The organism is Ramlibacter monticola (genome assembly GCF_016722785.1).
In the GTDB taxonomy this organism is placed as follows: Bacteria; Pseudomonadota; Gammaproteobacteria; order Burkholderiales; family Burkholderiaceae_C; genus Ramlibacter; species Ramlibacter monticola.
The window spans coordinates 181,077-202,739 of record NZ_JAEQNE010000008.1 but is presented as its reverse complement, the minus strand read 5'-3'; the positions used below and the strand labels follow the sequence as shown (position 1 = coordinate 202,739).

23 protein-coding genes and 1 tRNA gene are annotated in these 21,663 nt (G+C 67.7%); 11 read left to right on the top strand and 13 right to left on the bottom strand.

The features are described from left to right. Window positions 1–118: 118 nt before the first annotated feature. From JJ685_RS25375 to JJ685_RS25365, 3 genes are all read right to left on the bottom strand, one after another. The gene (locus JJ685_RS25375) at window positions 119–2,176 is read right to left on the bottom strand and encodes a TRAP transporter large permease subunit (RefSeq protein WP_201677161.1); all 2,058 of its coding nucleotides are present in this window, start codon (window positions 2,174–2,176) and stop codon (window positions 119–121) included. Further along, window positions 2,176–2,790, bottom strand: coding sequence for a TRAP transporter small permease subunit (locus JJ685_RS25370; protein WP_201677160.1), 615 nt, complete (start codon window positions 2,788–2,790; stop codon window positions 2,176–2,178). The genes JJ685_RS25375 and JJ685_RS25370 overlap by 1 nt, the downstream gene beginning before the upstream one ends. An 84-nt stretch (window positions 2,791–2,874) precedes the next feature. Further along, window positions 2,875–3,999 (bottom strand): TRAP transporter substrate-binding protein, encoded by a 1,125-nt coding sequence (locus tag JJ685_RS25365; protein WP_201677159.1) that lies wholly within the window; start codon window positions 3,997–3,999, stop codon window positions 2,875–2,877. A gap of 164 nt (window positions 4,000–4,163) precedes the next feature. Here JJ685_RS25365 and JJ685_RS25360 point away from each other — a divergent pair, with 164 nt between their 5' ends. From JJ685_RS25360 to JJ685_RS25340, 5 genes are read left to right on the top strand one after another with little or no spacing between them, the layout of a single operon-like run. Beyond that, window positions 4,164–4,961, top strand: coding sequence for a fumarylacetoacetate hydrolase family protein (locus tag JJ685_RS25360; protein WP_201677158.1), 798 nt, complete (start codon window positions 4,164–4,166; stop codon window positions 4,959–4,961). A 25-nt stretch (window positions 4,962–4,986) separates the two neighbouring features. Further along, complete coding sequence (locus JJ685_RS25355; protein ID WP_201677157.1) at window positions 4,987–5,433, top strand: rhodanese-like domain-containing protein; 447 nt, start codon at window positions 4,987–4,989, stop codon at window positions 5,431–5,433. A gap of 34 nt (window positions 5,434–5,467) precedes the next feature. Continuing rightward, window positions 5,468–6,694, top strand: coding sequence for a bifunctional glutamate N-acetyltransferase/amino-acid acetyltransferase ArgJ (argJ, locus tag JJ685_RS25350; RefSeq protein ID WP_201677156.1), 1,227 nt, complete (start codon window positions 5,468–5,470; stop codon window positions 6,692–6,694). Next, a complete protein-coding gene (locus JJ685_RS25345) occupies window positions 6,691–7,566 on the top strand; it encodes an ATP-binding protein (RefSeq protein WP_201677155.1) in 876 nt (291 codons plus the stop codon). Before argJ ends, JJ685_RS25345 begins: the two co-directional genes overlap by 4 nt. Then, the gene (locus JJ685_RS25340; protein WP_201677154.1) at window positions 7,563–8,027 is read left to right on the top strand and encodes an NUDIX domain-containing protein; all 465 of its coding nucleotides are present in this window, start codon (window positions 7,563–7,565) and stop codon (window positions 8,025–8,027) included. Before JJ685_RS25345 ends, JJ685_RS25340 begins: the two co-directional genes overlap by 4 nt. A 123-nt stretch (window positions 8,028–8,150) precedes the next feature. Here the strand turns inward: JJ685_RS25340 and JJ685_RS25335 are convergent, their stop codons facing one another. The 8 genes from JJ685_RS25335 to JJ685_RS25300 all read right to left on the bottom strand — a co-directional run bounded on the left by JJ685_RS25335 (window position 8,151) and on the right by JJ685_RS25300 (window position 14,836). Then, window positions 8,151–8,357, bottom strand: coding sequence for a DNA gyrase inhibitor YacG (locus JJ685_RS25335; RefSeq protein ID WP_201677153.1), 207 nt, complete (start codon window positions 8,355–8,357; stop codon window positions 8,151–8,153). A 6-nt stretch (window positions 8,358–8,363) separates the two neighbouring features. After that, window positions 8,364–9,116 carry a cell division protein ZapD gene (gene zapD / locus JJ685_RS25330; protein WP_201677152.1) on the bottom strand — a complete coding sequence of 251 codons (753 nt, stop codon included), beginning with the start codon at window positions 9,114–9,116 and terminating at the stop codon, window positions 8,364–8,366. Between the two features lie 34 nt (window positions 9,117–9,150). Continuing rightward, complete coding sequence (gene coaE / locus JJ685_RS25325; RefSeq protein ID WP_201677151.1) at window positions 9,151–9,753, bottom strand: dephospho-CoA kinase; 603 nt, start codon at window positions 9,751–9,753, stop codon at window positions 9,151–9,153. A 4-nt stretch (window positions 9,754–9,757) separates the two neighbouring features. Beyond that, complete coding sequence (locus tag JJ685_RS25320; protein ID WP_201677150.1) at window positions 9,758–10,621, bottom strand: prepilin peptidase; 864 nt, start codon at window positions 10,619–10,621, stop codon at window positions 9,758–9,760. Beyond that, window positions 10,621–11,835 carry a type II secretion system F family protein gene (locus tag JJ685_RS25315; protein ID WP_201677149.1) on the bottom strand — a complete coding sequence of 405 codons (1,215 nt, stop codon included), beginning with the start codon at window positions 11,833–11,835 and terminating at the stop codon, window positions 10,621–10,623. Before JJ685_RS25315 ends, JJ685_RS25320 begins: the two co-directional genes overlap by 1 nt. A gap of 29 nt (window positions 11,836–11,864) precedes the next feature. Next, entirely contained in the window at window positions 11,865–13,595 is a 1,731-nt protein-coding gene (pilB, locus tag JJ685_RS25310) for a type IV-A pilus assembly ATPase PilB (RefSeq protein ID WP_201677148.1), read from the bottom strand. 202 nt (window positions 13,596–13,797) lie between these two features. Beyond that, window positions 13,798–13,874, bottom strand: a tRNA-Pro gene (locus JJ685_RS25305). A 32-nt stretch (window positions 13,875–13,906) separates the two neighbouring features. Then, window positions 13,907–14,836 carry a polyprenyl synthetase family protein gene (locus JJ685_RS25300; RefSeq protein ID WP_408015499.1) on the bottom strand — a complete coding sequence of 310 codons (930 nt, stop codon included), beginning with the start codon at window positions 14,834–14,836 and terminating at the stop codon, window positions 13,907–13,909. Window positions 14,837–15,086: 250 nt separating this feature from the next. Here JJ685_RS25300 and rplU point away from each other — a divergent pair, with 250 nt between their 5' ends. The 4 genes from rplU to proB all read left to right on the top strand — a co-directional run bounded on the left by rplU (window position 15,087) and on the right by proB (window position 17,965). Continuing rightward, window positions 15,087–15,398, top strand: coding sequence for a 50S ribosomal protein L21 (gene rplU / locus JJ685_RS25295; protein WP_201677146.1), 312 nt, complete (start codon window positions 15,087–15,089; stop codon window positions 15,396–15,398). Between the two features lie 12 nt (window positions 15,399–15,410). Next, window positions 15,411–15,671, top strand: a complete 261-nt coding sequence (gene rpmA / locus JJ685_RS25290; RefSeq protein WP_201677145.1) for a 50S ribosomal protein L27 — start codon at window positions 15,411–15,413, stop codon at window positions 15,669–15,671. Window positions 15,672–15,734: 63 nt separating this feature from the next. Then, window positions 15,735–16,811, top strand: a complete 1,077-nt coding sequence (gene cgtA, locus JJ685_RS25285) for an Obg family GTPase CgtA (protein WP_201677144.1) — start codon at window positions 15,735–15,737, stop codon at window positions 16,809–16,811. Continuing rightward, window positions 16,808–17,965: a glutamate 5-kinase gene (gene proB / locus JJ685_RS25280; RefSeq protein WP_201677143.1), complete on the top strand. Its 1,158-nt coding sequence runs from the start codon at window positions 16,808–16,810 to the stop codon at window positions 17,963–17,965. Before cgtA ends, proB begins: the two co-directional genes overlap by 4 nt. On the opposite strand, the gene JJ685_RS25275 is transcribed toward proB, so the two are convergent. Together JJ685_RS25275 and JJ685_RS25270 are read right to left on the bottom strand one after the other, a co-directional pair. Continuing rightward, the gene (locus JJ685_RS25275) at window positions 17,962–18,477 is read right to left on the bottom strand and encodes a CNP1-like family protein (RefSeq protein ID WP_201677142.1); all 516 of its coding nucleotides are present in this window, start codon (window positions 18,475–18,477) and stop codon (window positions 17,962–17,964) included. The genes proB and JJ685_RS25275 overlap by 4 nt on opposite strands. A gap of 2 nt (window positions 18,478–18,479) precedes the next feature. Further along, complete coding sequence (locus JJ685_RS25270; protein ID WP_201677141.1) at window positions 18,480–19,124, bottom strand: RNA pyrophosphohydrolase; 645 nt, start codon at window positions 19,122–19,124, stop codon at window positions 18,480–18,482. 94 nt (window positions 19,125–19,218) lie between these two features. Here JJ685_RS25270 and JJ685_RS25265 point away from each other — a divergent pair, with 94 nt between their 5' ends. Then, window positions 19,219–20,967: a proline--tRNA ligase gene (locus JJ685_RS25265; protein ID WP_201677140.1), complete on the top strand. Its 1,749-nt coding sequence runs from the start codon at window positions 19,219–19,221 to the stop codon at window positions 20,965–20,967. Further along, on the top strand, window positions 20,967–21,596 hold the full coding sequence (locus JJ685_RS25260; protein ID WP_201677139.1) for a lytic transglycosylase domain-containing protein: 630 nt from the start codon (window positions 20,967–20,969) through the stop codon (window positions 21,594–21,596). The genes JJ685_RS25265 and JJ685_RS25260 overlap by 1 nt, the downstream gene beginning before the upstream one ends. The last annotated feature ends 67 nt before the right edge of the window (window positions 21,597–21,663 follow it).

Sequence of the window (21,663 nt, the reverse complement as noted above, 5' to 3'; positions counted from 1 at the left end):
TTAAGCCTAATTTACGTTGACGTAAACGTCAATTGGAGACTCCCGCCGCCTGCCAAAAGGAAAGGCGGCCAGTGGCCGCCTTTCCGGGCCCCCCGCCTGCGCGGGGGTGACGGACACGTCAACGTGCGTACAGCAGTTGCGGCAGCCACAGGCCGATGCCGGGGAAGATGTACAAAAGAAAGATCGCGAGTACCTGGATCGCCATGAACGGCATCATCCCCAGGAAAATCTGGTTGAGCGTCACGTGCGGCGGGCTCACCCCCTTCAGGTAGAAGGCGGCCATCGCCACCGGGGGCGACAGGAAGGCCGTCTGCAGGTTCAGCGCCACCAGCAGGCCGAAGAACAGGGGATCGACGCCGAACTTGTCCAGCAGCGGGATGAAGATCGGCATGAAGATCACGATGATCTCCGTCCACTCCAGCGGCCAGCCCAGGATGAAGATGATGACCTGCGACAGCAGAAGGAACTGCGTCTTGCTCAGGTTCATCGACAGCACCCAGCGCTCCACCAGTTCCTGCCCGCCCAGCAGCGCGAAGGCCGCCGAGAAGATCGCCGAGCCGACGAACAGCCAGCACACCATGGCCGAGGTCTTGGCGGTGAGGAACACGCTTTCCTTGACCACGCTCATCGTGAGCTGGCGATAGGCCGCCGCCAGCAGGAAGCCGCCGAAAGCGCCGACCGCCGCCGCTTCGGAGGGCGTGGCGAGGCCCAGCACGATCGAGCCCAGCACCGCCAGGATCAGGACCATCAGCGGGAAGAAGCTGGTCAGCAGCATCTTGAACACTTCGAGGCGCGCGAAGCTCAGGAAGACGTAGAAGAGCGCCAGGAGCGCGCCGAACACGCCGAGCGTGATCCAGAAGCCCTCCGGCGCAGCCACCCTGCTGCTGGCCGGCCTGGGCGCGCCGGGCTCCTTCACACCGGCGCCGGGCGGCTCCTGGACCGAGGCGCCGCCCGGAGGCTCCTGCACGCCGGCGGCGGAGGGCGGGACTTGCACGCCACCGCTGGCGGGGGGGGCCTTCACGCCGCCTTCGGCCGGCGGTTCCTTGAGTGCAGCGCCTTCTGCGGGCGGCTCCTTCGGTGCGCCGGCATCCGCCGGCGGCTCCTGCAGCGCGCCCGAGTCGGCGGGTACCTTCAGCGCGCCGTCGGAGGGCGGCTCGGCGAGGCTGCCGCCGGGAGGTGCACTGGGCGAGGCGTCGTCGATCTTCTGCATGCCGCTGGGGTTGTCGTCCTCGGGAGCGGCGGTCACGGCCTGGTAGCCCCAGAGGCCGAGGAAGGCGAAGATCACCAGCGGCATCGCGACGATGCCCAGCTGCTTGAGGATGTAGGAGGTGGGCACGTCCTGGTTGGCGCGGCCCTTCAGCGCGCCGAGCATGCCGGGCAGCACGTGCGCATTGGGCGAGCGCGCGAAGCGCTGCGTCAGCGGCGGCAGGGGCACCTTGCGGTCTTCGGCGGACAGCGGCGGTGCCAGCGAGGGCTTGACCTTCGCGAGGATGATCACATAGGCGATGTACAGGCCGGCCAGCATGATGCCGGGGAAGAACGCGCCGGCGTACAGCTGCACCACGGAGACGCCCGCGGTGGCGCCGTACACGATCAGCAGCACCGATGGCGGAATCAGGATGCCCAGGCAGCCGCCGGCCGTGATCGCGCCGGAAGAGAGCTTGATGTTGTAGCCCGCCCGCAGCATGGCCGGGAAGGCCAGCAGGCCCATCAGCGTGACGACCGCGCCGACGATGCCGGTGGCGGTGGCGAACACGGCGCAGGTCACCAGCGTAGCCACCGCCAGGGCGCCGGGCACGCGCGCCAGCGCGAGGTGAATGGACTTGAACAGCCGCTCGATCAGGTTGGCGCGCTCGACCAGGTAGCCCATGAACACGAACAGCGGGATCGAGATGAGCACGTCGTTGCCCATCACCTTGTAGGCCGCCTGCACCATCAGGTCCAGCGTCTTGTGCCAGTCCTTCTCGTAGGCCAGCCAGGTGAAGATCATCCCCATGCCCATCAGCGTGAAAGCCGTGGGGAAGCCGAGCATGATCGCCACGACCACCAGCGACAGCATCAGCAGGCCGATGTGGCCGCGCTCGATCACCGGGGCGCTCAACAGCATGTAGAGCGCCCCCACGATGATGATCCCCATCAGCGTGAAGCCGAACCAGAGTTCCTTGCGCATCTTCATCACAGGGTCCCCTTCTCGGCCGGCGGGGCCGCGAGCGCGGCGCCCGGATCGTCGGCGTGCACCATCGCCTTGAGCTTGTCGACGTCCACTTCCTCCACGTCCTGCTCGCGCGAGGGCCAGAAGCCGTCGCGGATGCAGATGATGCAGCGGGCGATCTCGACCAGCCCCTGGGTCAGCAGGATGGCGCCGGCGAACGGGATGACGAACTTGAAGGGGTATACCGGCAGCGGCACGGCGTTGAAGGTCTGCTCGCGGATCGCCAGCGCCTCGGTGAAGAAGCGCCAGCCGGCCCAGGTCATTGCGAACACGCCGGGCAGGAAGAACAGGATGTAGAGGATCAGGTCCAGTGTCGCCTGGGTGCGGTCGGAGAAGAAGCCGTAAAGAACGTCGCCGCGCACGTGGCCGTTCTTGGAGAGCGTGTACGCGCCTGCCATCATGAACAGCACGCCGTACAGCATGATCTGCACGTCGAGCATCCAGGCGTGCGGGTTGCCTAGCACGTAGCGGGAGAACACCTCCCACGAGATCATCACCGTCAACCCGATGATGGCCCAGGCGAACAGCTGCCCCAGCCAGGTCGAAATGCGGTCCACCGTCAACAGTACCTTCTGCATCCGTAGTCCTTCGTTGTATCGGAATCCCCGCAGGCCAAAAAAAGGGCGGCTGTCGCAGCCGCCCTTTTCATCCGGCCTCGGGCATCAGGCCTTCTTGGTGTTGCCGCCCTTGGCGAAGTAGCGGTCCCAGGCCATGCGGAAGTTGACCTCGTAGTCGAAGTTCCACTGGCCGGCGCGTTCGGCGAACGCGCGCTGCGAATCCAGCACCTTCTTGAAGAACGGGTTGTCGGTGGACTTCTTGGCCACCACGCGATCCCACGCATCGAGCTGCGCGCGCAGGATGGCATCGGGCGTCTTGTAGAAGTTGATCTTGTCCTTGGTCTTCAGCTCGATGTAGTCCTTCGAGTTGCGGTCGATGGCCTTCCAGGCGAAGTCGGCGGAGGCGGCCTGCACGGCGTAGTCGATGATGGCCTTGAGTTCGGGCGCCAGTGCGTTGTACTTGCCGCGGTTGAACAGGATCTCGAACTGCTCGCCGGACTGGTGGAAGCTTTGCAGCATGCAGTTCTTGGCGACGTCCGGGAAGCCCAGCACGCGGTCGGAGGAGGCGTTGTTGAATTCCGCTGCCTCGATCAGGCCGCGGTCCAGCGCCGGCACGATCTCGCCGCCGGGCAGCGGGTTGACCGCTGCGCCCAGGTCGGTGAACAGGTCCACGGCGAGGCCGACGGTGCGGTACTTCAGGCCCTTCAACTGGGCGACGTTCGAGATCGGCTTCTTGAACCAGCCCAGGGGCTGCGTCTGCATCGGGCCGTAGAGATAGGAGACGACGTCCATGTTGATGGACTTGTAGATCTCCTCCAGCAGCTGCTTGCCGCCGCCGTAGTAGTGCCAGGACAGCACGATGTTCGGGTTCATGCCGAAAGCCGGACCCGAGCCCCACAGCGCCAGGGCGGAGTTCTTGCCGTAGTGGTAGGCCACCACGCCGTGCCCGCCATCGAGCGTGCCCTTGTTGACGGCCTCGAGCAGCTGGAAGGCCGGGACCACCGCGCCGGAGGGCAGCACCTCGATCTTCAGCCGGTTGCCGGCCATGTCGTTCACCTTCTTCGCGAAGTCCAGCGCGAACTCGTGGAAGATGTCCTTCGCCGGCCACGTGCTCTGGAAACGGAACGACGTGGTCTGGGCCACCGCCACCATCGGCGCCGACATCGCTCCCGCTGCAACGGCGGCTCCTTTGAGCAGGCTGCGGCGACGCGGGGTCTTCATCTCGCTCATGCGTGTCTCCTTGACGTTGGTTTATTCGACGGGCTATCTTTGATTCGCCGGTTACAAGTGCCGATAGGGTTTACACGGATCGGCTAGCCTCAAGTGACGCCATTTCCTGACAGGTGGCTGTCGACGCGAGGCGCTTCACTCTGCAAGGCAAAGGAGACAAGGGAATGAAGAGAAGGCGTTTCTTCCAGGGCTCGGCGGCGGTGGCCGCCACGGGGCTCGCGGGTTGCGCGGCCACGGCCACGTCGACGTCGACGAGCACGGGCAGCGGGCGCACCCCGTTCGCGGTCCGGCCCAGCACCATCCCGGTGGCCGGGGCCGACATGGCGTTCCCCGTGCGCCGCATCTATTGCATCGGGCGCAACTACCGCGCCCACTCCATCGAGATGGGGTCCAACCCCGATCGCGAGCCGCCGTTCTTCTTCCAGAAGCCCACCGACGCGATCCAGTTCGTCGCGCCGGGGACGGTGGGGGACCACCCCTATCCGACGCTGACGAAGAACTACCACTACGAGGTCGAGCTCGTGGCGGCGATCGGCCGCGGCGGCCGCAACATCCCGGTGGCGAGCGCGCTGGACCACGTCTGGGGCTACACGCTGGGCCTCGACATGACGCGCCGCGACCTGCAGCGCGCGATGGGCGACGAGAAGAAGCCCTGGGAGATCGGCAAGAGCTTCGACCACTCCGCCGTGATCGGGCCGCTGCACACGGTGGCCCAGACCGGGCACTTCGGCGATGGCGCGATCTGGCTGAAGGTGAACGGCCAGACCAAGCAGAACGCCAACCTCAACCAGATGATCTGGTCGGTGGCCGAGCAGATCAGCAAGCTGTCGGAAGCCAACGAGCTCTTCGCCGGCGACATCATCTACTCGGGCACGCCGGAGAACGTGGGCCCGGTGGTGCGCGGCGACGTGATCGAGATCCACATCGACAAGCTGCCGAACCTGCAGGTCCGGATCGTGTGAGAGCCGGGGTGGCGGCGCTGGCAGAATGGCCGGCATGAACGCCGCCGCCCCATCCCCCGACCGCTTCCAGCCGCGGCCCGCCGAGGGCTACGCCGGCGACGTCACGCCCGAGCTCGCCTTCCGCTGGTGGCAGCAGGGCGAGGCGGTGCTGGTGGACGTCCGCACCGACGCCGAGCGCGACTGGGTCGGCTTTATCCCCGGCGCCATCAACATCGAATGGAAGCACTGGCCGGGCATGCTGGTCCGGCCCGACTTCGACGAGGATCTGCGTGCCAGGGTGCCGTCCGACCGCAAGGTGGTCATGCTCTGCCGCAGCGGCGTGCGCTCGGTGGCTTCGTCCCGGCGCGCGACCGAACTCGGCTACGAGGCCTACAACATCCTCGAAGGCTTCCAGGGCGACCCCGACGGGCAGGGGCACCGCGACACGGTCGGCGGCTGGCGCGTGCGCGGCCTGCCGTGGCGGCAGGGCTGATCCCGCTTCTTCTCATCTTCACAAGGGCATTCCCATGGCAGTCAACCTGAGCGCGCCGGGCGCGGCAACACTGCACCCGGTTCCCGGCGTGCGCATCGGCGTCGCCGAGGCGGGCATCCGCAAGGCCAACCGCAAGGACCTGACCGTCGTCCTCCTCGACGAGGGCGCGGCGGTCGGCGGCGTGTTCACGCAGAACCGCTTCTGCGCCGCGCCGGTGCAGGTGTGCCGCGAGCACCTGCTGCGCGGCGACATCCGCGCGATCGTGATCAACACGGGCAACGCCAACGCGGGCACCGGCGAGCAGGGCCTGGCGAGCGCCCGGGCCACCTGCGCAGCCGCCGCGAAGCTGCTGAAGGTGTCGCCCGCGCAGGTGCTGCCGTTCTCCACCGGCGTCATCATGGAGCAGCTCCCTATCGAGCGCATCGAGGCCGGCCTGCCCGCCGCGATCGCCGACGCGCAGCCGGCGCACTGGCTGCGCGCGGCCGAGGGCATCATGACCACCGACACCCTGCCGAAGGCGTTCAGCCGGCAGGTGAGGATCGACGGCGCGACGGTGACCATTACCGGCATCAGCAAGGGCGCCGGCATGATCCGCCCCAACATGGCGACCATGCTGGGCTTCCTGGCGACGGATGCCCAGGTCGATCCCCGCCTGCTGCCGGAGCTCGCGTTCGAGCTGGCCGAAGGCTCCTTCAACCGCGTGACGGTGGACGGCGACACCTCCACCAACGACTCCTTCGTGGTGATCGCGACGCAGAAGGCGCAGCACCCCGTGATCACGTCGCTGCACACGCCGGCCGGCGCCGCGCTCAAGCTGGCGATGCTGGAGGTCTCGCGCCTGCTGGCGCAGGCGATCGTGCGCGACGGCGAGGGCGCCACCAAGTTCATCACCGTGCGTGTCGAGGGCGGCAGGGATGCGCCCGAGTGCCGCCAGGTGGCCTACGCCATCGCGCATTCGCCGCTCGTGAAGACCGCCTTCTTCGCCAGCGATCCGAACCTGGGCCGCATCCTGGCGGCGGTGGGCTATGCCGGCATCGCCGACCTGGACCAGACGAAGATCGAGCTGTACCTCGACGAGGTGCACGTGGCCACGCAGGGCGGCCGGCACCCCGCGTACCGCGAGGAAGACGGCCAGCGCGTGATGAAGCAGCAGGAGATCACCGTGCGGGTGGGCCTGGGCCGCGGCCTGGCCGCCGACCAGGTGTGGACCTGCGACTTCAGCCACGACTACGTGAGCATCAACGCCGATTACCGTTCATGAGCCAGGAAAAGTTCGACGTCCTGATCGAGCGTGCGCTGCACCTGCTCGGTCGCATCGAGGCCATCCTGCCGCAGCCGCTGTCCGCGCCCGACTGGAATGCGGCGATCGCGTGGCGCTACCGCAAGCGCGCGAGCGGCCACGGCGTGCTGGAGCCGGTTCGCCACGTGGCGCCGATCTCCCTCGACGACCTGAAGGAGATCGAGCCGCAGAAGGAGAAGATCCAGCGCAACACGCAGCAGTTCGTGGAGGGCCATCCGGCCAACAACGTGCTGCTGACCGGCGCGCGCGGCACCGGCAAGTCCTCGCTGATCAAGGCCTGCCTCAATGCGTATTCCGCGCAGGGCCTGCGCTTGCTCGAGGTGGACAAGGCGGACCTCACCGACCTGCCCGACATCGTGGACGTGTGCGCCGGCCGGCCCGAGAAGTTCATGGTGTTCTGCGACGACCTCAGCTTCGAGGAGGGCGAGGCCGGCTACAAGGCGCTGAAGTCCATCCTCGACGGCTCGGTGGCCGCCTCCACGCCCAACGTGCTGATCTACGCCACCAGCAACCGGCGCCACCTGCTGCCCGAGTACATGAAGGAGAACCTCACGTACACGCACACGGAGGACGGCGAGGTGCATCCGGGCGAGGTGGTGGAGGAGAAGATCTCGCTGTCGGAGCGCTTCGGCCTCTGGGTGAGCTTCTATCCCTTCAGCCAGGAGGAATACCTGCACATCACGGCGACCTGGCTGGCGCACTTCGGCGTGGCGGAAGCCGACATCGCCGCGGCGCGTCCGCAGGCGCTGGTGTGGGCGCTGGAGCGCGGCTCGCGCAGCGGCCGGGTGGCCTACCAGTTCGCGCGCGACTACGCCGGGCGGCACCACGGGTGAGTGAACCTCTCGTCGCCGACGGACACCGGCCGCGCGAGGGCGGGCCGGATCGCAAGGAGGTCGAGGTCGCCGTCGGCGTGCTGATCCGCGACGACGGCGCCTTCCTGCTCACGTCGCGCCCTGCGGGCAAGGTCTACGAGGGCTACTGGGAGTTCCCGGGCGGCAAGGTGGAACCGGGCGAGACCGTGGAGCAGGCGCTGCGGCGCGAACTGCAGGAAGAGATCGGCGTCACCATCGCCGCGGTGCATCCGTGGCGCGTCGAGCGCGTCGACTATCCGCACGCGCTGGTGCGCCTGAACTTCTGCAAGGTCTACGAGTGGAGCGGCGCGCTGCACATGCACGAGGGCCAGCAGTTCGCGTGGCAGCAACTGCCGGTGACGGTGCAGCCGGTGCTGCCGGGGACGGTGCCGGTGCTGAAGTGGTTCGCCGAGGAGCGCGGGTTCGTGGGCGCGACGCACTAAAACAAGACAGCCGAACGCAGAGGGCGCAGAGAAAGCGCAGAGGGCGCAGAAGAACATCCATCGAAAGGAAGTTCTTCTGCGTCCTCTGCGAACCTTTGCGCCCCCTGCGTTCGGCTGTCTGGCTTACTGCTCCTTCGGATCCCCGAACGGCAGGTCGTCCGGCGGCGTTTCGTCCGGCACGCGGAAGCTTTCGCTCGCCCACGCCCCCAGGTCGAAGTTCTTGCAGCGCTCGCTGCAGAAGGGCCGGTACGGGTTCTCCGGTCCATAGACGCCGTCGCCGCCGCATTGCGGACAGCGCACCAGACGCGGCTTCGCGGGCTTCGTGGCCATGCCGCCTCAGGCGCAGAGGGTGAGTTCGAACGCGGTGTTGTCCGTGCTCGGGAACAGCTTGTCGTTGTCCTGCCGCATGAGCCGCACGGACACGATCAGGCGGTTGCCGCTGATCTCCGGCACCAGGCCCAGCGCGGGATCGATGCGCAGGCGCAGGAGCTGGAAGGTCCGGCCCTGCGGCAGCGTCTGCTGCAACTGCCCGCCGGTGGCCATCACCTTCTGCGGCGAGCCGGAGTCGCGCAGCATCCGCAGCAGCAGGTGGATCGACTCGGCCAGCGGCCCCAGCGTGGAGGCCCAGCGCTCCAGGTCCCGGCGGCGCACGTCCGCGGGCTGGTGCTGCCAGGCGTAATAGGACGGCAGGTCGAATTCGCAGGTGCCGCCGGGGATGCTGGCGCGGCTCCGGATGCTCATCAGCCATTCGTTCTCGGTGAGCGGCTGGCCCGCCTTGCCCGGCGTGTTGTTGACGGTGCTGAAGCAGGACTCGAGCTGCCCCACGATCTGGTCCAGCACGGCCTCGGACACGCCCGGGTTGCCCCGGTAGGCATTGAGGACGTTCTTCTGCCGCTCGAGGTCCTTCAGCACGTCGGACTTCAGGTCGGCGCGGGCCGCGACGTCCATCACCTCGAAGATGGTGGTCAGCGCGTAGTGGTGGTCCAGCGGATGCTCGCGGGGGACCAGCTCGCCGAGGCGGCGGAACAGGTGCTCCAGCCGCAGGTAGGTCCGGATGCGTTCGTTGAAGGGATATTCGTAGAGGATCACGCGACGGGAGGACTTCGGAGGCGGACGGACGGCATCATAGCCCGAAGGCCCGCGCCGCCTGTTGCACTTCATTGCGGAGTGCCTCCAGCGTGAGCCCTTCGTTGCAGATGACGACGTCCGCCGCCGCGAGCCGCAGCGCGCGCGGCGCCTGGGCCGCGATGATGGCGCGCACCTCGTCGGGCGCGAGCGCGCTGCGCGCCACCACGCGAGCGACCTGCGTCTCGGGCTCGCAGTCCACCACCAGCACGCGATCGAGCTGCGCGCGCCAGCGGCCGGATTCCACCAGCAGCGGGATGTCGAACACGATGCAGCGCGCGCCGGCGGCGAGTGCCGCCTGCACCTGGCGCTCGATCTCCGCGCCGACGAGGGGATGGATGATCTGCTCCAGCTCGCGCCGGGCCTCGGGATGCCCGTAGGCGCGCTCGCGCATGCGGACGCGATCGAGCGCGCCTTCCGGAGTGATGAAGCCGGCGCCGAAGCGCTGCGCGATCTGCGGGATGGCCGCGCCACCGGGCGCGGTGCTGGCGCGCGAGATCGCGTCGGCGTCGATGGCCGCCGCGCCGAGCTCCTGCAGCATCGCGAGCACCGTGCTCTTGCCGCTGCCGATGCCGCCGGTGAGCCCGATGCGCGTGGCCACGCGCCTACCTCGCGCCGAAGGGGAAGGCGAAGGGCAGCAGGGCCGGCACGGCCGCCGGGCTCAGGGCCAGGCAGACCAGGCCGGCGCCGGCGAGGTAGGGCCCGAAGGGCATGGGGATGTCGCGGTTGGCGAGCTTGCCCACCACCAGCAGCACGATGCCGATCACGGCGCCGACGATGGACGACAGCAGGATGATCGCCAGCAGGTATTCCACGCCCAGCCAGGCGCCCAGCGCCGCGAGCAGCTTGAAGTCGCCGTAGCCCATGCCTTCCTTGCCCGTGGCCAACTTGTAGGCCTGGAAGATGCCCCAGAACACGAGGTAGCCCAGCGCGGCGCCCCACACCGCGGACGGCAGCGGCACGCTCCATCCGCTCGCCGAGACGATCAGGCCCAGCCACAGCAGGGAGTAGTTGAGGTCGTCGGGCAGGATCTGCGTGTCCATGTCGATCAGGAACAGGCAGATCAGCAGGGCGGCAAAGGCGGCCCAGGCGGCGGCCTGCAGCGTCAGCCCCCAGCGGGCCGCGCAGAGGGCGAAGAAGCCGGCGGTGACCAGTTCCACGATCGGGTAGCGGATGCTGATCCCATTGCGGCACTGGGAGCACTTGCCGCGCAGGAACAGCCAGCTGAGCACCGGGATGTTCTCGTACCAGCGGATCTGGTGCCCGCACTGCGGACAGCGCGAGCGCGGCACCAGCAGGTTGAAGGTCTCCTGCTCCTGCGCCGGCTGGCCGCCGAATTCCGCGCATTCCGCCGCCCATTGCCGCTCGAGCATCCTGGGCAGGCGGTGGATCACCACGTTGAGGAAGCTGCCAATGAGCAGCCCCAGGACGCCGGCGAGTGCGGCGTCGATTCCGAACAGCAAGGCCATCAGACGACCGAGCCGAGCTTGAAGATGGGCAGGTACATCGACACCACGATGCCGCCGATCAGGCCGCCCAGGAACACGATGATGATCGGCTCCATCAGGCTGGACAGGCCCGCCACCATGTCGTCGACCTCGGCTTCGTAGAAGTCCGCCGCCTTGCCCAGCATGTGGTCGATGGAGCCGGACTCCTCGCCGATGGCGCACATCTGCAGCACCATCGTCGGGAACACGTTGGCGTTGGTCATCGCCGCCGTCAGGCTGGTGCCGGTGGACACCTCCTGCTGGATCTTCAGCGTGGCCGATTCGTACACCGAGTTGCCGGAGGCGCCGCCTACGGAATCGAGCGCCTCCACCAGCGGCACGCCGGCGGCGAACATGGTGGCCAGCGTGCGCGTCCAGCGCGCGATCACGGACTTGTAGACCAGGTCGCCGAACACCGGCATCTTGAGCATCAGGCGGTCCATGAAGACCTGGACCTTCTCGTTGCGCTTCCAGGCCTGCAGGAAGAAGTAGATGCCTCCGCCCACGCTGCCGAAGATCAGCCACCACCACTTGACGAAGATCTCGCTCAGCCCGATCACGAACAGGGTCGGCGCGGGCAGGTCGGCGCCGAAGGACGTGAACACCTCCTTGAACGCCGGGATCACGAAGATCATGATGACCGAGACCACCACGAAGGCCACGACAACCACCGAGATCGGGTACATCAGCGCCGACTTGATCTTGGACTTGATCGCCTCGGTCTTCTCCATGTAGACCGCCAGGCGGTCCAGCAGGCTTTCCAGGATACCGGCCGCTTCGCCGGCTTCCACCAGGTTGCAGTACAGGCTGTCGAAGTACAGCGGGTACTTGCGGAACGCGCCCGACAGCGAGGTGCCGGTCTCGACGTCCGCGCGGATGTCGTTCAGCAGCTTGGCGACGCTGGCGTTGGAGTTGCCGCGGCCGACGATGTCGAAGGCCTGCAGCAGCGGCACGCCCGCCTTCATCATCGTCGCCAGCTGGCGGGTGAAGATCGCGATGTCCTTCGGCTTGATCTTCTGTCCCGAGCGCATCCGGCGCTTGCGGATCTTGGTGGGGTTGACGCCCTGCCGCCGCAGCGAGGCCATCACCTGGTTCTCGCCCGCGGCGCGGGTTTCTCCGCGCACCTGCTTGCCGTTGCGGTCCCGTCCCTCCCATTCGAAGACGAATTCCGCGACCTTCGTTGCTGCCGTGGCCATGGGGGCTCCTCTTGCGTCCTTGCGCTGTTTTATTCGTTCGTGACCGCCAGCACTTCCTCGAGGGAAGTCAGGCCGAGCTTGACCTTGTGCAGGCCGGACTCGCGCAGGCTCTTCACCCCCTCCTTGCGCGCCTGCGCGGCGATCTCGAGCGCGCTGCCGTCGGCCAGGATGATGCGTTGCATGTCTTCGCCGATCGGCATCACCTGGTAGATGCCGACACGGCCCTTGTATCCGCCATTGCAGGCCGGGCAGCCCACCGGGTGGTAGGGCGTCCAGGTGCCGTCGACGTCTTCCTCCTTGAAGCCCGCGTCGATCAAGTTCTCGTAGGGGATGTCGGCGGGCTGCTTGCACTGCGCGCACAGCCGCCGCGCCAGGCGCTGCGCCGTGATCAGGATCACCGAGGACGCGATGTTGAAGGGCGCGATGCCCATGTTGCGCATCCGGGTGAGGGTGGTCGGCGCGTCGTTGGTGTGCAGGGTCGACATCACCAGGTGGCCGGTCTGGGCGGCCTTGATGGCGATGTCGGCGGTTTCCAGGTCGCGGATTTCGCCGACCATGATGATGTCCGGGTCCTGCCGCAGGAAGGACTTCAGGGCCGCCGCGAAGGTGAGGCCCGCCTTGTCGTTCACGTTGACCTGGTTCACCCCGGGCAGGTTGATTTCCGCCGGGTCTTCCGCGGTGGAGATGTTCACGCCCGGCTTGTTCAGCAGGTTCAGGCAGGTGTACAGCGACACCGTCTTGCCGGAGCCGGTCGGGCCGGTGACCAGGATCATGCCGTAGGGACGCCCGATGGCCTCGATCAGGCGCGCCTTCTCCTCGGCCTCGTAGCCGAGGGCTTCGATCCCCAGCTTGGCGCTGCTCGGGTCCAGGATACGGATCACGATCTTCTCGCCGAAGAGCGTGGGCAGGGTGGACACCCGGAAGTCGATCACCTTGTCGGGGCCGACCTTCAGCTTCATCCGCCCGTCCTGCGGCACCCGCTTCTCGGAGATGTCCATGCGGGAGATCACCTTGATGCGGGAGGCGAGCTTGTCCTTGATGGCCACCGGCGGCGAGGCGATCTCGCGCAGCTCGCCGTCGATGCGGAAGCGCACGCGGTAGGTGTGCTCGTAGGGCTCGAAGTGCAGGTCGGAGGCGCGGGCGCCGATCGCGTCCAGCAGCATCTTGTGCAGGAACTTGACGACCGGGGCGTCGTCGACGTCGGGGGCGGCGCCGGAATCCTCCTCGGCCGCCGTGTCCATCGAGGTCTCGTCGAACTCGAAGTCGTCCCCGATGAGGCTGTCCATCGCCTCGGTGGCGGTGGTGGCCTGCGCCTCCACCATCTTGGTCAGCTTGTCGTATTCGGCGATGACCCAGTCCACGCCCATCTGGGTCGAGAACTTGATCTTTTCCGCGGCCTGCTGGTCCGACGGGTCGGCCGTGGCGACGATCAGGCGGTTGTTGCGCTTGGACAGCACCACCACCCGGATCTCCTGGCAGATCTTCGCGTCCAGCAGCCCCTTGGGCAGCCGGTGCGTGTCGATCGCTTCCAGGTCCAGCAGCGGCGCGCCGAACGCGGTGGACACGGTATGGGCTAGGTCGGCAGCGGAGACGGCCCCGGAACCGGTCAGCTCCGCGATGAAGCTGGTGCGGTTGGCCTGCGCCTTGCGGTAGATGTCTTCGGCGGCCTTCTGTCCAAGCTTGCCGGCAATGACGAGCGCCCGCCCGAGGCCCGGCAGGGCCAGCGCGGAGGCTTCAGTGACGGGATCGACGGCGGCCATGAACGAGTGACATTGCGAAGCCCGGGCGACGACGCTCCCGAGCCCTTGAGTAGGAATCAGGCACGATCATCCCGAAAAGCCGAGGTGAAGTAAACGCGTGTTGCCTCTGGCAACCGCCGGCGTTGGTAGGAAGTCACGTTGGCCTGCGAATGTTGCACCAACGGCGTCGGTTGATTGTTGCGACCGAGTCCCGAAGGGAGACTGGTCGGGGTGAGAGGATTCGAACCTCCGGCCTCTACGTCCCGAACGTAGCGCTCTACCAGGCTAAGCTACACCCCGATTCCGCGACACGCCGCCGGCTGAAACTGCTTTCAGTAGCGACGCTGCAGTAGTGAAGCTGCCAATTGTACCAAAGCCTGAGCATGGTGGTTCAGCGGTAGCTGATTGGCGGCTGACATCGCGCGTTCGGCCTCCGCGGCGGCGGCCTGCAGGGCCACTTCCAGGGCGCCGGTCTCGCGCACGATGGCGACGATGTGATCCAGTTCCTCCAGGGCGCCGGTCTCGATGGCGCGGCGGATCAGCGCCCGCTGGTCCTCCGTGCCCCGGCGCATGGCGGCGATCAGGGGCAGGGTGACCTTGCCCTCGCGCAGGTCGTCGCCGAGGTTCTTGCCCATCTCCGAGGCTTCGCCGGCGTAATCGAGCACGTCGTCGATCACCTGGAAGGCGGTGCCCAGCGCCTGGCCGTAGTCGGCGCAGGCCTGTTCCAGCTGCGGCGTGGCCTTGGCGAGCACGGCGCCCAGGCGCGCGCTGGCCTCGAACAGCTTGGCGGTCTTGGAGCGGATCACCTGCACGTAGGCCGGCTCGTCGAGCTCGGGGTCGTGCATGTTCATCAGCTGCATGACCTCGCCCTCGGCGATCACGTTGGTGGCGTCCGCCAGGATCTCCATGATCCGCATGTCGTGCGCATCCAGCATCATCTGGAAGGCGCGCGAATAGAGGAAGTCGCCCACCAGCACGCTGGCCGGGTTGCCGAAGTTCTCGTTGGCGGTGGCGCGGCCGCGGCGCAGGGTGGATTCGTCCACCACGTCGTCGTGCAGCAGCGTGGCCGTATGGATGAACTCCACCACGGCGGCGAGGTTGAAGCGCTGCTCGCCTCCGTAGCCCAGGGCGCCGCACACCAGCAGCAGGAGGGCGGGACGCAGGCGCTTGCCGCCCGAGGAGATGATGTAGCGCGACACCTCGCCGACCAGCGGGACCCCGGATGCGAGCCGGCGGGCGATGACGGCATCCACCTCGCGCATGTCGTCTGCGATCAGGGAAAGTACGGCGGCGGCGCTGGAGGAGGATTCAGTCAAAGGGTATACCCGCAGAGTTGCGGGATTATAAGAAGCGCTCCAGCAGCCCCTGCCGCACATCCGGCCCAATCTTGTGAGCGACCGCAAACTATGCTATAGTAGCGGGCTCTCCGGAATTGTCTTTCGGGGAAGGCAGAAAGCTCCCTACGGGAGCGTCAGGGCCCCTCTTTTGGGGCCGTTCCAAGTGAGGTCAAACATGTACGCGGTCATAAAAACCGGTGGCAAGCAGTATCGCGTTGCTTCCGGCGACAAGATCAAGGTAGAACAGATTGCTGCGGACATCGGCCAGGAAATCACCATCGACCAGGTGCTCGCCGTAGGCAACGGCGGCGACCTGAAGATCGGGGTTCCCCTGGTTTCCGGTGCCACGGTGAAGGCCACGGTCGTGGCGCACGGCAAGCACGAGAAGGTGCGAATCTTCAAGATGCGCCGCCGCAAGCACTACCAGAAGCACCAGGGCCATCGCCAGCAATACACCGAACTGCAGATCGGTGCCATTGCAAGCTAAGGAGAACGGGAAATGGCACAGAAAAAAGGCGGCGGCTCTACGCGAAACGGGCGTGACTCCCAGCCGAAGATGCTGGGCGTCAAGGCCTTCGGCGGCGAACTGATCAGCGCCGGCTCCATCATCGTGCGCCAGCGCGGCACCAAGTTCCACCCCGGCACCAACGTCGCCGTGGGTCGCGACCACACGCTGTTCGCCCTGGTGGACGGCAACGTCAAGTTCGAGATCAAGGGCGCGCTGAACAAGCACACGGTCAGCGTCATCCCGGCCGCGTAAGGTAACCTTTACCGGCAAGTCCGAAGCCCCGACTTGTCGGGGCTTTTTCATTTCGAGGTCCGCATGAAATTCGTCGACGAAGCATTCATCGACATCGCCGCCGGCGATGGGGGGAACGGCTGCGTCTCGTTCCGCCACGAGAAGTACAAGGAATTCGGCGGCCCGAACGGCGGCGACGGCGGGCGCGGCGGCCACGTCTGGGCGGTGGCGGACCCGAACCTGAACACGCTGGTCGACTACCGCTTCTCGCGCCGCCACGAGGCAGGGCGCGGCGAGCACGGCATGGGCTCCGACATGTTCGGCGCCATGGGCAACGACATCACGCTGAAGATGCCGGTGGGCACGATCATCACCGACGCCGAGACCGGCGAGGTGCTATACGAGCTGCTGCAGCCGGGCGAGAAGATCATGATCGCCAAGGGCGGCGACGGCGGCTTCGGCAACATGCGCTTCAAAAGCTCGATCAACCGGGCGCCGCGGCAGAAGACGCCGGGCTGGCCCGGCGAGAAGAAGAACCTGAAGCTCGAACTGAAGGTGCTGGCCGACGTCGGCCTGCTGGGGATGCCCAACGCCGGCAAGTCCACGCTGATCGCCGCCGTCTCCAACGCGCGGCCGAAGATCGCCGACTACCCCTTCACCACCTTGCACCCGAACCTGGGCGTGGTGCGCGTGGGCCCCGAACAGAGCTTCGTGGTGGCCGACGTGCCCGGCCTGATCGAAGGCGCGGCCGAAGGCGCGGGCCTGGGCCACCAGTTCCTGCGCCACCTGCAGCGCACCCGCCTGCTGCTGCACATCGTGGACATCGCGCCCTTCGACGAAGGCGTCGATCCCGTGGCGCAGGCGAAGGCGATCGTCGCGGAGCTGAAGAAGTACGACCTCGCGCTGTACGAGAAGCCGCGCTGGCTGGTCCTCAACAAGCTGGACATGGTGCCGCAGGAGGAGCGCGCCGCGCGCGTGAAGGACTTCGTCAAGCGCTACAAGTACAAGGGCCCGGTGTTCGAGATCAGCGCGCTGACGCGCGAGGGCTGCGAGCCGCTGGTGCAGGCCGTGTGGCAGCACGTCCACTCGCTGCAGGTCGCCGAGAACGCGCCGGTGGAAGTCGATCCCCGCTTCGCCGCCAGCGACAATCCGGAATCATGAACAGCAGCAGCAGCAGCAGCAGCGAACGAGACGCAGCGCTGGCCCTGCGCGAGGCCCGCCGCATCGTTGTGAAGGTGGGCTCCAGCCTGGTCACCAACGAGGGCCGGGGCCTGGACGAGGGCGCCATCGGCGAATGGAGCCGCCAGCTGGCGGCGCTGGCCGCGAACGGCCGCGAAGTGATCATGGTGTCCAGCGGCGCCATCGCCGAGGGCATGAAGCGCCTGGGATGGACCACCCGGCCGCGCGAGGTGCACGAGCTGCAGGCCGCCGCCGCCGTGGGCCAGATGGGCCTGGCGCAGATGTACGAGACCAAGCTGCGCGAGCAGGGCATGCCGTCGGCGCAGGTGCTGCTCACGCACGCCGACCTGGCCGACCGCGAGCGCTACCTCAACGCGCGTTCCACGCTGCTGACGCTGCTGTCGCTGCGCGTGGTGCCGGTCATCAACGAAAACGACACCGTCGTCAACGACGAGATCAAGTTCGGCGACAACGACACGCTGGGCGCGCTGGTGGCCAACCTGGTGGAGGCCGACCTGCTGGTGATCCTGACGGACCAGAAGGGGCTGTACAGCGCCGATCCGCGCAAGGACCCCGGCGCACGCTTCATCCAGGTCGGCCGCGCCGGCGACCCGGCGCTGGAGCAGATGGCCGGCGGCGCCGGCTCCAGCATCGGCAAGGGCGGCATGATCACCAAGGTGCTGGCGGCGGGGCGTGCGGCGCGCTCGGGCGCTTCCACCGTGATCGCCTGGGGCCGCGAGCCGGACTGCCTGCCGCGCCTCGTGCGCGGCGAGATCATCGGCACCCTGCTGGTGGCGCCCACGCAGAAGAGCCAGGCGCGCAAGCGCTGGATGGCGGACCACCTGCAGCTGCGTGGCGCCGTCACGGTGGACGCCGGTGCGGTGGCCAAGCTGCGGTCGGAGGGCAAGAGCCTGCTGCCGATCGGCATGACGGCGGTGGAGGGCGACTTCGCCCGCGGCGACGTGATCGCGGTGCGCGACGCCGCCGGCCAGGAGATCGCCCGCGGCCTGGCGAACTACGCCTCGGCCGAGGCCCGCATCCTGTGCCGCAAGCCCTCCGGGGAGATCGAGAAGCTGCTCGGGTACGTCGCCGAACCCGAGATGATCCACCGGACCAACCTGGTCCTCACGCGCTAGCGATTCACGCCGCCGCGTTCGAAGCGGCGGTCGATCGGCGCGCGCAGGTCCTGCACGATGGTGGCGGCGTTGCCGTTCGGGGTCCGGCCGCTGCAGGCGCCGCTGCGCGCCACCACGAGGCTGTAGCTCGAGGCCGTCCGGCCGAACAGCGGCTGCCACTCGGCGCCGCGCGAGGGCACCCAGCCGCTGCTGTCCGGGTTGTAGCGCGCGTACACCTTCACTTCCCCCTTGTCGCAGCGGATGCCCTCGTACATGGCATTGACGGTGCCGGTGGGGCTCGTCGCCACGATGACGTAGCGCACGATCGAGTCCTGTCCGACGCTGACGGAGGCCGGGTCGATGCCGAAGCGCATGGTGGTGCCCGGCACGTCCACCGGCACGAGGCCGCTGGTGCGCAGGGCCGGGGGCGGCGGCGCCTCCAGTTCCTTCCATTCCGGGTGGTCGGGCGGGAGCTGGGCGGAAACGGCCAAGGGGGCGCTGCAGAGGGCCAGCGCCAGGATCCTGCGTTGCATGTCTATCTCTTGGCGGGGGAAGAGAAGCCCCGGCCCTGCGGGCTCGGTTCGAAGGTGGCGCCGGGCGGCAGTTCCAGCCCGGGCGCGGGCAGCGGCGGCTGCAACGGCTCCTGGCCGGCATGCTCGCCGTCGCGCGTGCGCATGCCGCCGCGCAGGTAGCGGTTGCGGTGGTCGGTCCGCGGCAGGAAGCGCGCGAGCTCGCGCAGGGCCATCTCGTACACGCCGCGCTTGAACTCCACCACCACGTCGAGCGGCACCCAGTAGTCGTTCCAGCGCCAGGCGTCGAACTCCGGATGGTTGGTGGCGCGCAGGTTGAGGTTCCAGTCCTGCCCGGTCAATTGCAGCAGGAACCAGATCTGCTTCTGCCCCTTGTAGTGCCCGCGCGCGTCGCGCCGGATGTACCGCTCCGGCACTTCGTAGCGCAGCCAGTCGCGCGTGCGGGCGATGATGCGAACATGCTCCTGCTTCAACCCGATTTCCTCGTGCAGTTCCCGGAACATGGCCTGTTCGGGACTTTCGCCGCGGTCGATGCCGCCTTGCGGGAACTGCCAACTGTGTGTCCGGATGCGTTTGCCCCAGAACACCTGGTTTTTCTGGTTGAGCAGGATGATGCCGACGTTAGGCCTGAAGCCGTCCCGGTCAAGCATAATCACACCCCAAAATCTTTGAACTGAGCCCATTATGCATGGCGCCCCTGTGCGCTGGAAGGGTTCAGGCGTCCCCATTTCCCCGTCCAATTCGATGAGAGCCTCGCAGTTCCTGATTTCCACGCTGAAGGAAGCACCCGCCGACGCCGAAGTCACCAGCCACAAGCTGATGATGCGTGCCGGCATGATCAAGAAGCTGGGCGCTGGCATCTACACGTACATGCCGATGGGCCTGCGCGTGATCCGCAAGGTGGAGTCCATCGTGCGCGAGGAGATGGACCGCGCCGGCGCCGTCGAGTGCACGATGCCCGTCATCCAGCCCGCCGAACTGTGGCAGGAGACCGGGCGCTTCGAGAAGATGGGCCCGGAGCTGCTGCGCATCCGCGACCGCCACGAGCGCGACTTCGTCGTGCAGCCGACCTCCGAGGAGGTCGTCACCGACATCGCGCGCCAGGAACTCCGCAGCTACAAGCAGCTGCCGAAGAACCTGTACCAGGTGCAGACCAAGTTCCGGGACGAGCGCCGGCCGCGCTTCGGCCTGATGCGCGGGCGCGAATTCATCATGAAGGACGCCTACAGCTTCGACCGCGACCCGGCGGCCGCGAAGAAGAGCTACGAGACCATGGCGGGGGCCTACCGTCGCATCTTCGACCGCTTCGGCCTGCGCTACCGCGCCGTGGCGGCGGACAGCGGCGCCATCGGCGGCGACCTGTCGGAGGAATTCCAGGTCATCGCCGCCACCGGCGAGGACGCGATCGTGTACTGCCCCCAGAGCGAGTACGCGGCCAACATGGAGAAGGCCGAGGCGCTGGCGCCGCAGGGTCCGCGCCCCGCGGCGAAGCAGGCGCTGCAGAAGGTGCCGACGCCGGGCAAGGCCACCTGCGAGGAGGTCGCCGAACTGCTGAAGGTGCCGCTGGCCACCACGGTCAAGTCCATCGTGCTGGCGACCGACAAGCTCGATGAGAAGGGTGCGCCGGTGAGCACGCGGCTGTGGCTGCTGCTGCTGCGCGGCGACCACGGCATGAACGAGATCAAGGCGGGCAAGGTGCCGGGCCTGGATGCCGGCTTCCGCTTCGCCACCACGGGCGAGATCGAGCAGCACTTCGGCACCAGGCCGGGCTACCTCGGTCCGATCGGCCTGCGCGAGCCGGTGACGGTCATCGCCGATCGCGAAGTGGCCGTCATGGCCGACTGGATCTGCGGTGCCAACGAGGAAGACTTCCACATCGCCGGCGTGAACTGGGGCCGCGACCTGCCGGAGCCGGCGCTCGTGGCCGACCTCCGCAACGTCGTCGAGGGCGACCCGTCGCCGGACGGCAAGGGCCCGCTCGCCATCGAGCGCGGCATCGAGGTGGGCCACATCTTCTATCTCGGCACCAAGTACAGCAAGGCGATGAACGCCACCTTCCTCGACGAGGACGGCAAGCCCAAGGTGTTCGAGATGGGCTGCTACGGCATCGGCATCACGCGCCTGCCGGCCGCCGCCATCGAGCAGAACCACGACGAGCGCGGCATCATCTGGCCGGACGCCCTCGCGCCCTTCACCGTGGTGGTCTGCCCGATCGGCATGGACCGCAGCGCGGACGTGAAGGCGGCGGCCGAGAAGCTGCACGACGAACTGGTGGCCGCCGGCGTCGAGGTGCTGCTGGACGACCGCGGCGAGCGCCCCGGCGCCATGTTCGCCGACTGGGAGCTGATCGGCGTGCCGCACCGCGTCGTGATCTCCGACCGCGGCCTCAAGGAAGGCCAGCTCGAATACCAGCATCGCCGCGACGCCGCCGCGACCAAGGTGGCTGCCGGCGAGATCGCCGCCTTCGTGAAGGGGCGGCTGGCCGCGGCGTGATGCTCACGCGCAGGCTGTTCCTGCGGCCGGCCCTGGCCGGCCTCGCCTGGCCGCTGCTGCCGCGGGCGGCCCATGCCGGTGCGCAGGTGGAGGAGCCGCTCGCCGATTCGGTGCGCACCGCACTCACTTCGGCCATCGCGAACAGCGCGCCGCCCGTGCCCGTGTTCGGGGACACGGAGGCCCGCCTGAAGTACCTGCGCTGGCTGGGCGCCATGAGCAGCCGGCTGATGGCGCGCAAATCGGACTGGAACGAGCGGCGGGAATTCCTGCAGACGGTCTGGTACGAGAGCCGCCGCGCCGGGCTGGAGCCCAGCCTGGTCCTGGGGCTGATCAACGTGGAAAGCGCGTTCCGCAAGTTCGCGGTCAGCCCGGTCGGCGCGCGCGGCTACATGCAGGTCATGCCGTTCTGGACCCGCCTGATCGGCAACGGCGACCCGTCCAGCCTGTTCCACATGCAGACCAACCTGCGATTCGGCTGCGTGATCCTGCGCCACTACCTCGACCGCGAAGCCGGCGACCTGTACCTGGCCCTGGGCCGCTACAACGGCAGCCGCGGCCGCCCGGCGTATCCCAACGCGGTGTTCCGCTCGACGAAGCGCTGGGAGTGGACGCACGCCGATCGGGGCTGAGGGGAAAAAACAAGACAGCCGAACGCAGAGGGCGCAGAGGTTTCGCAGAGGGCGCAGAAGGAATTCC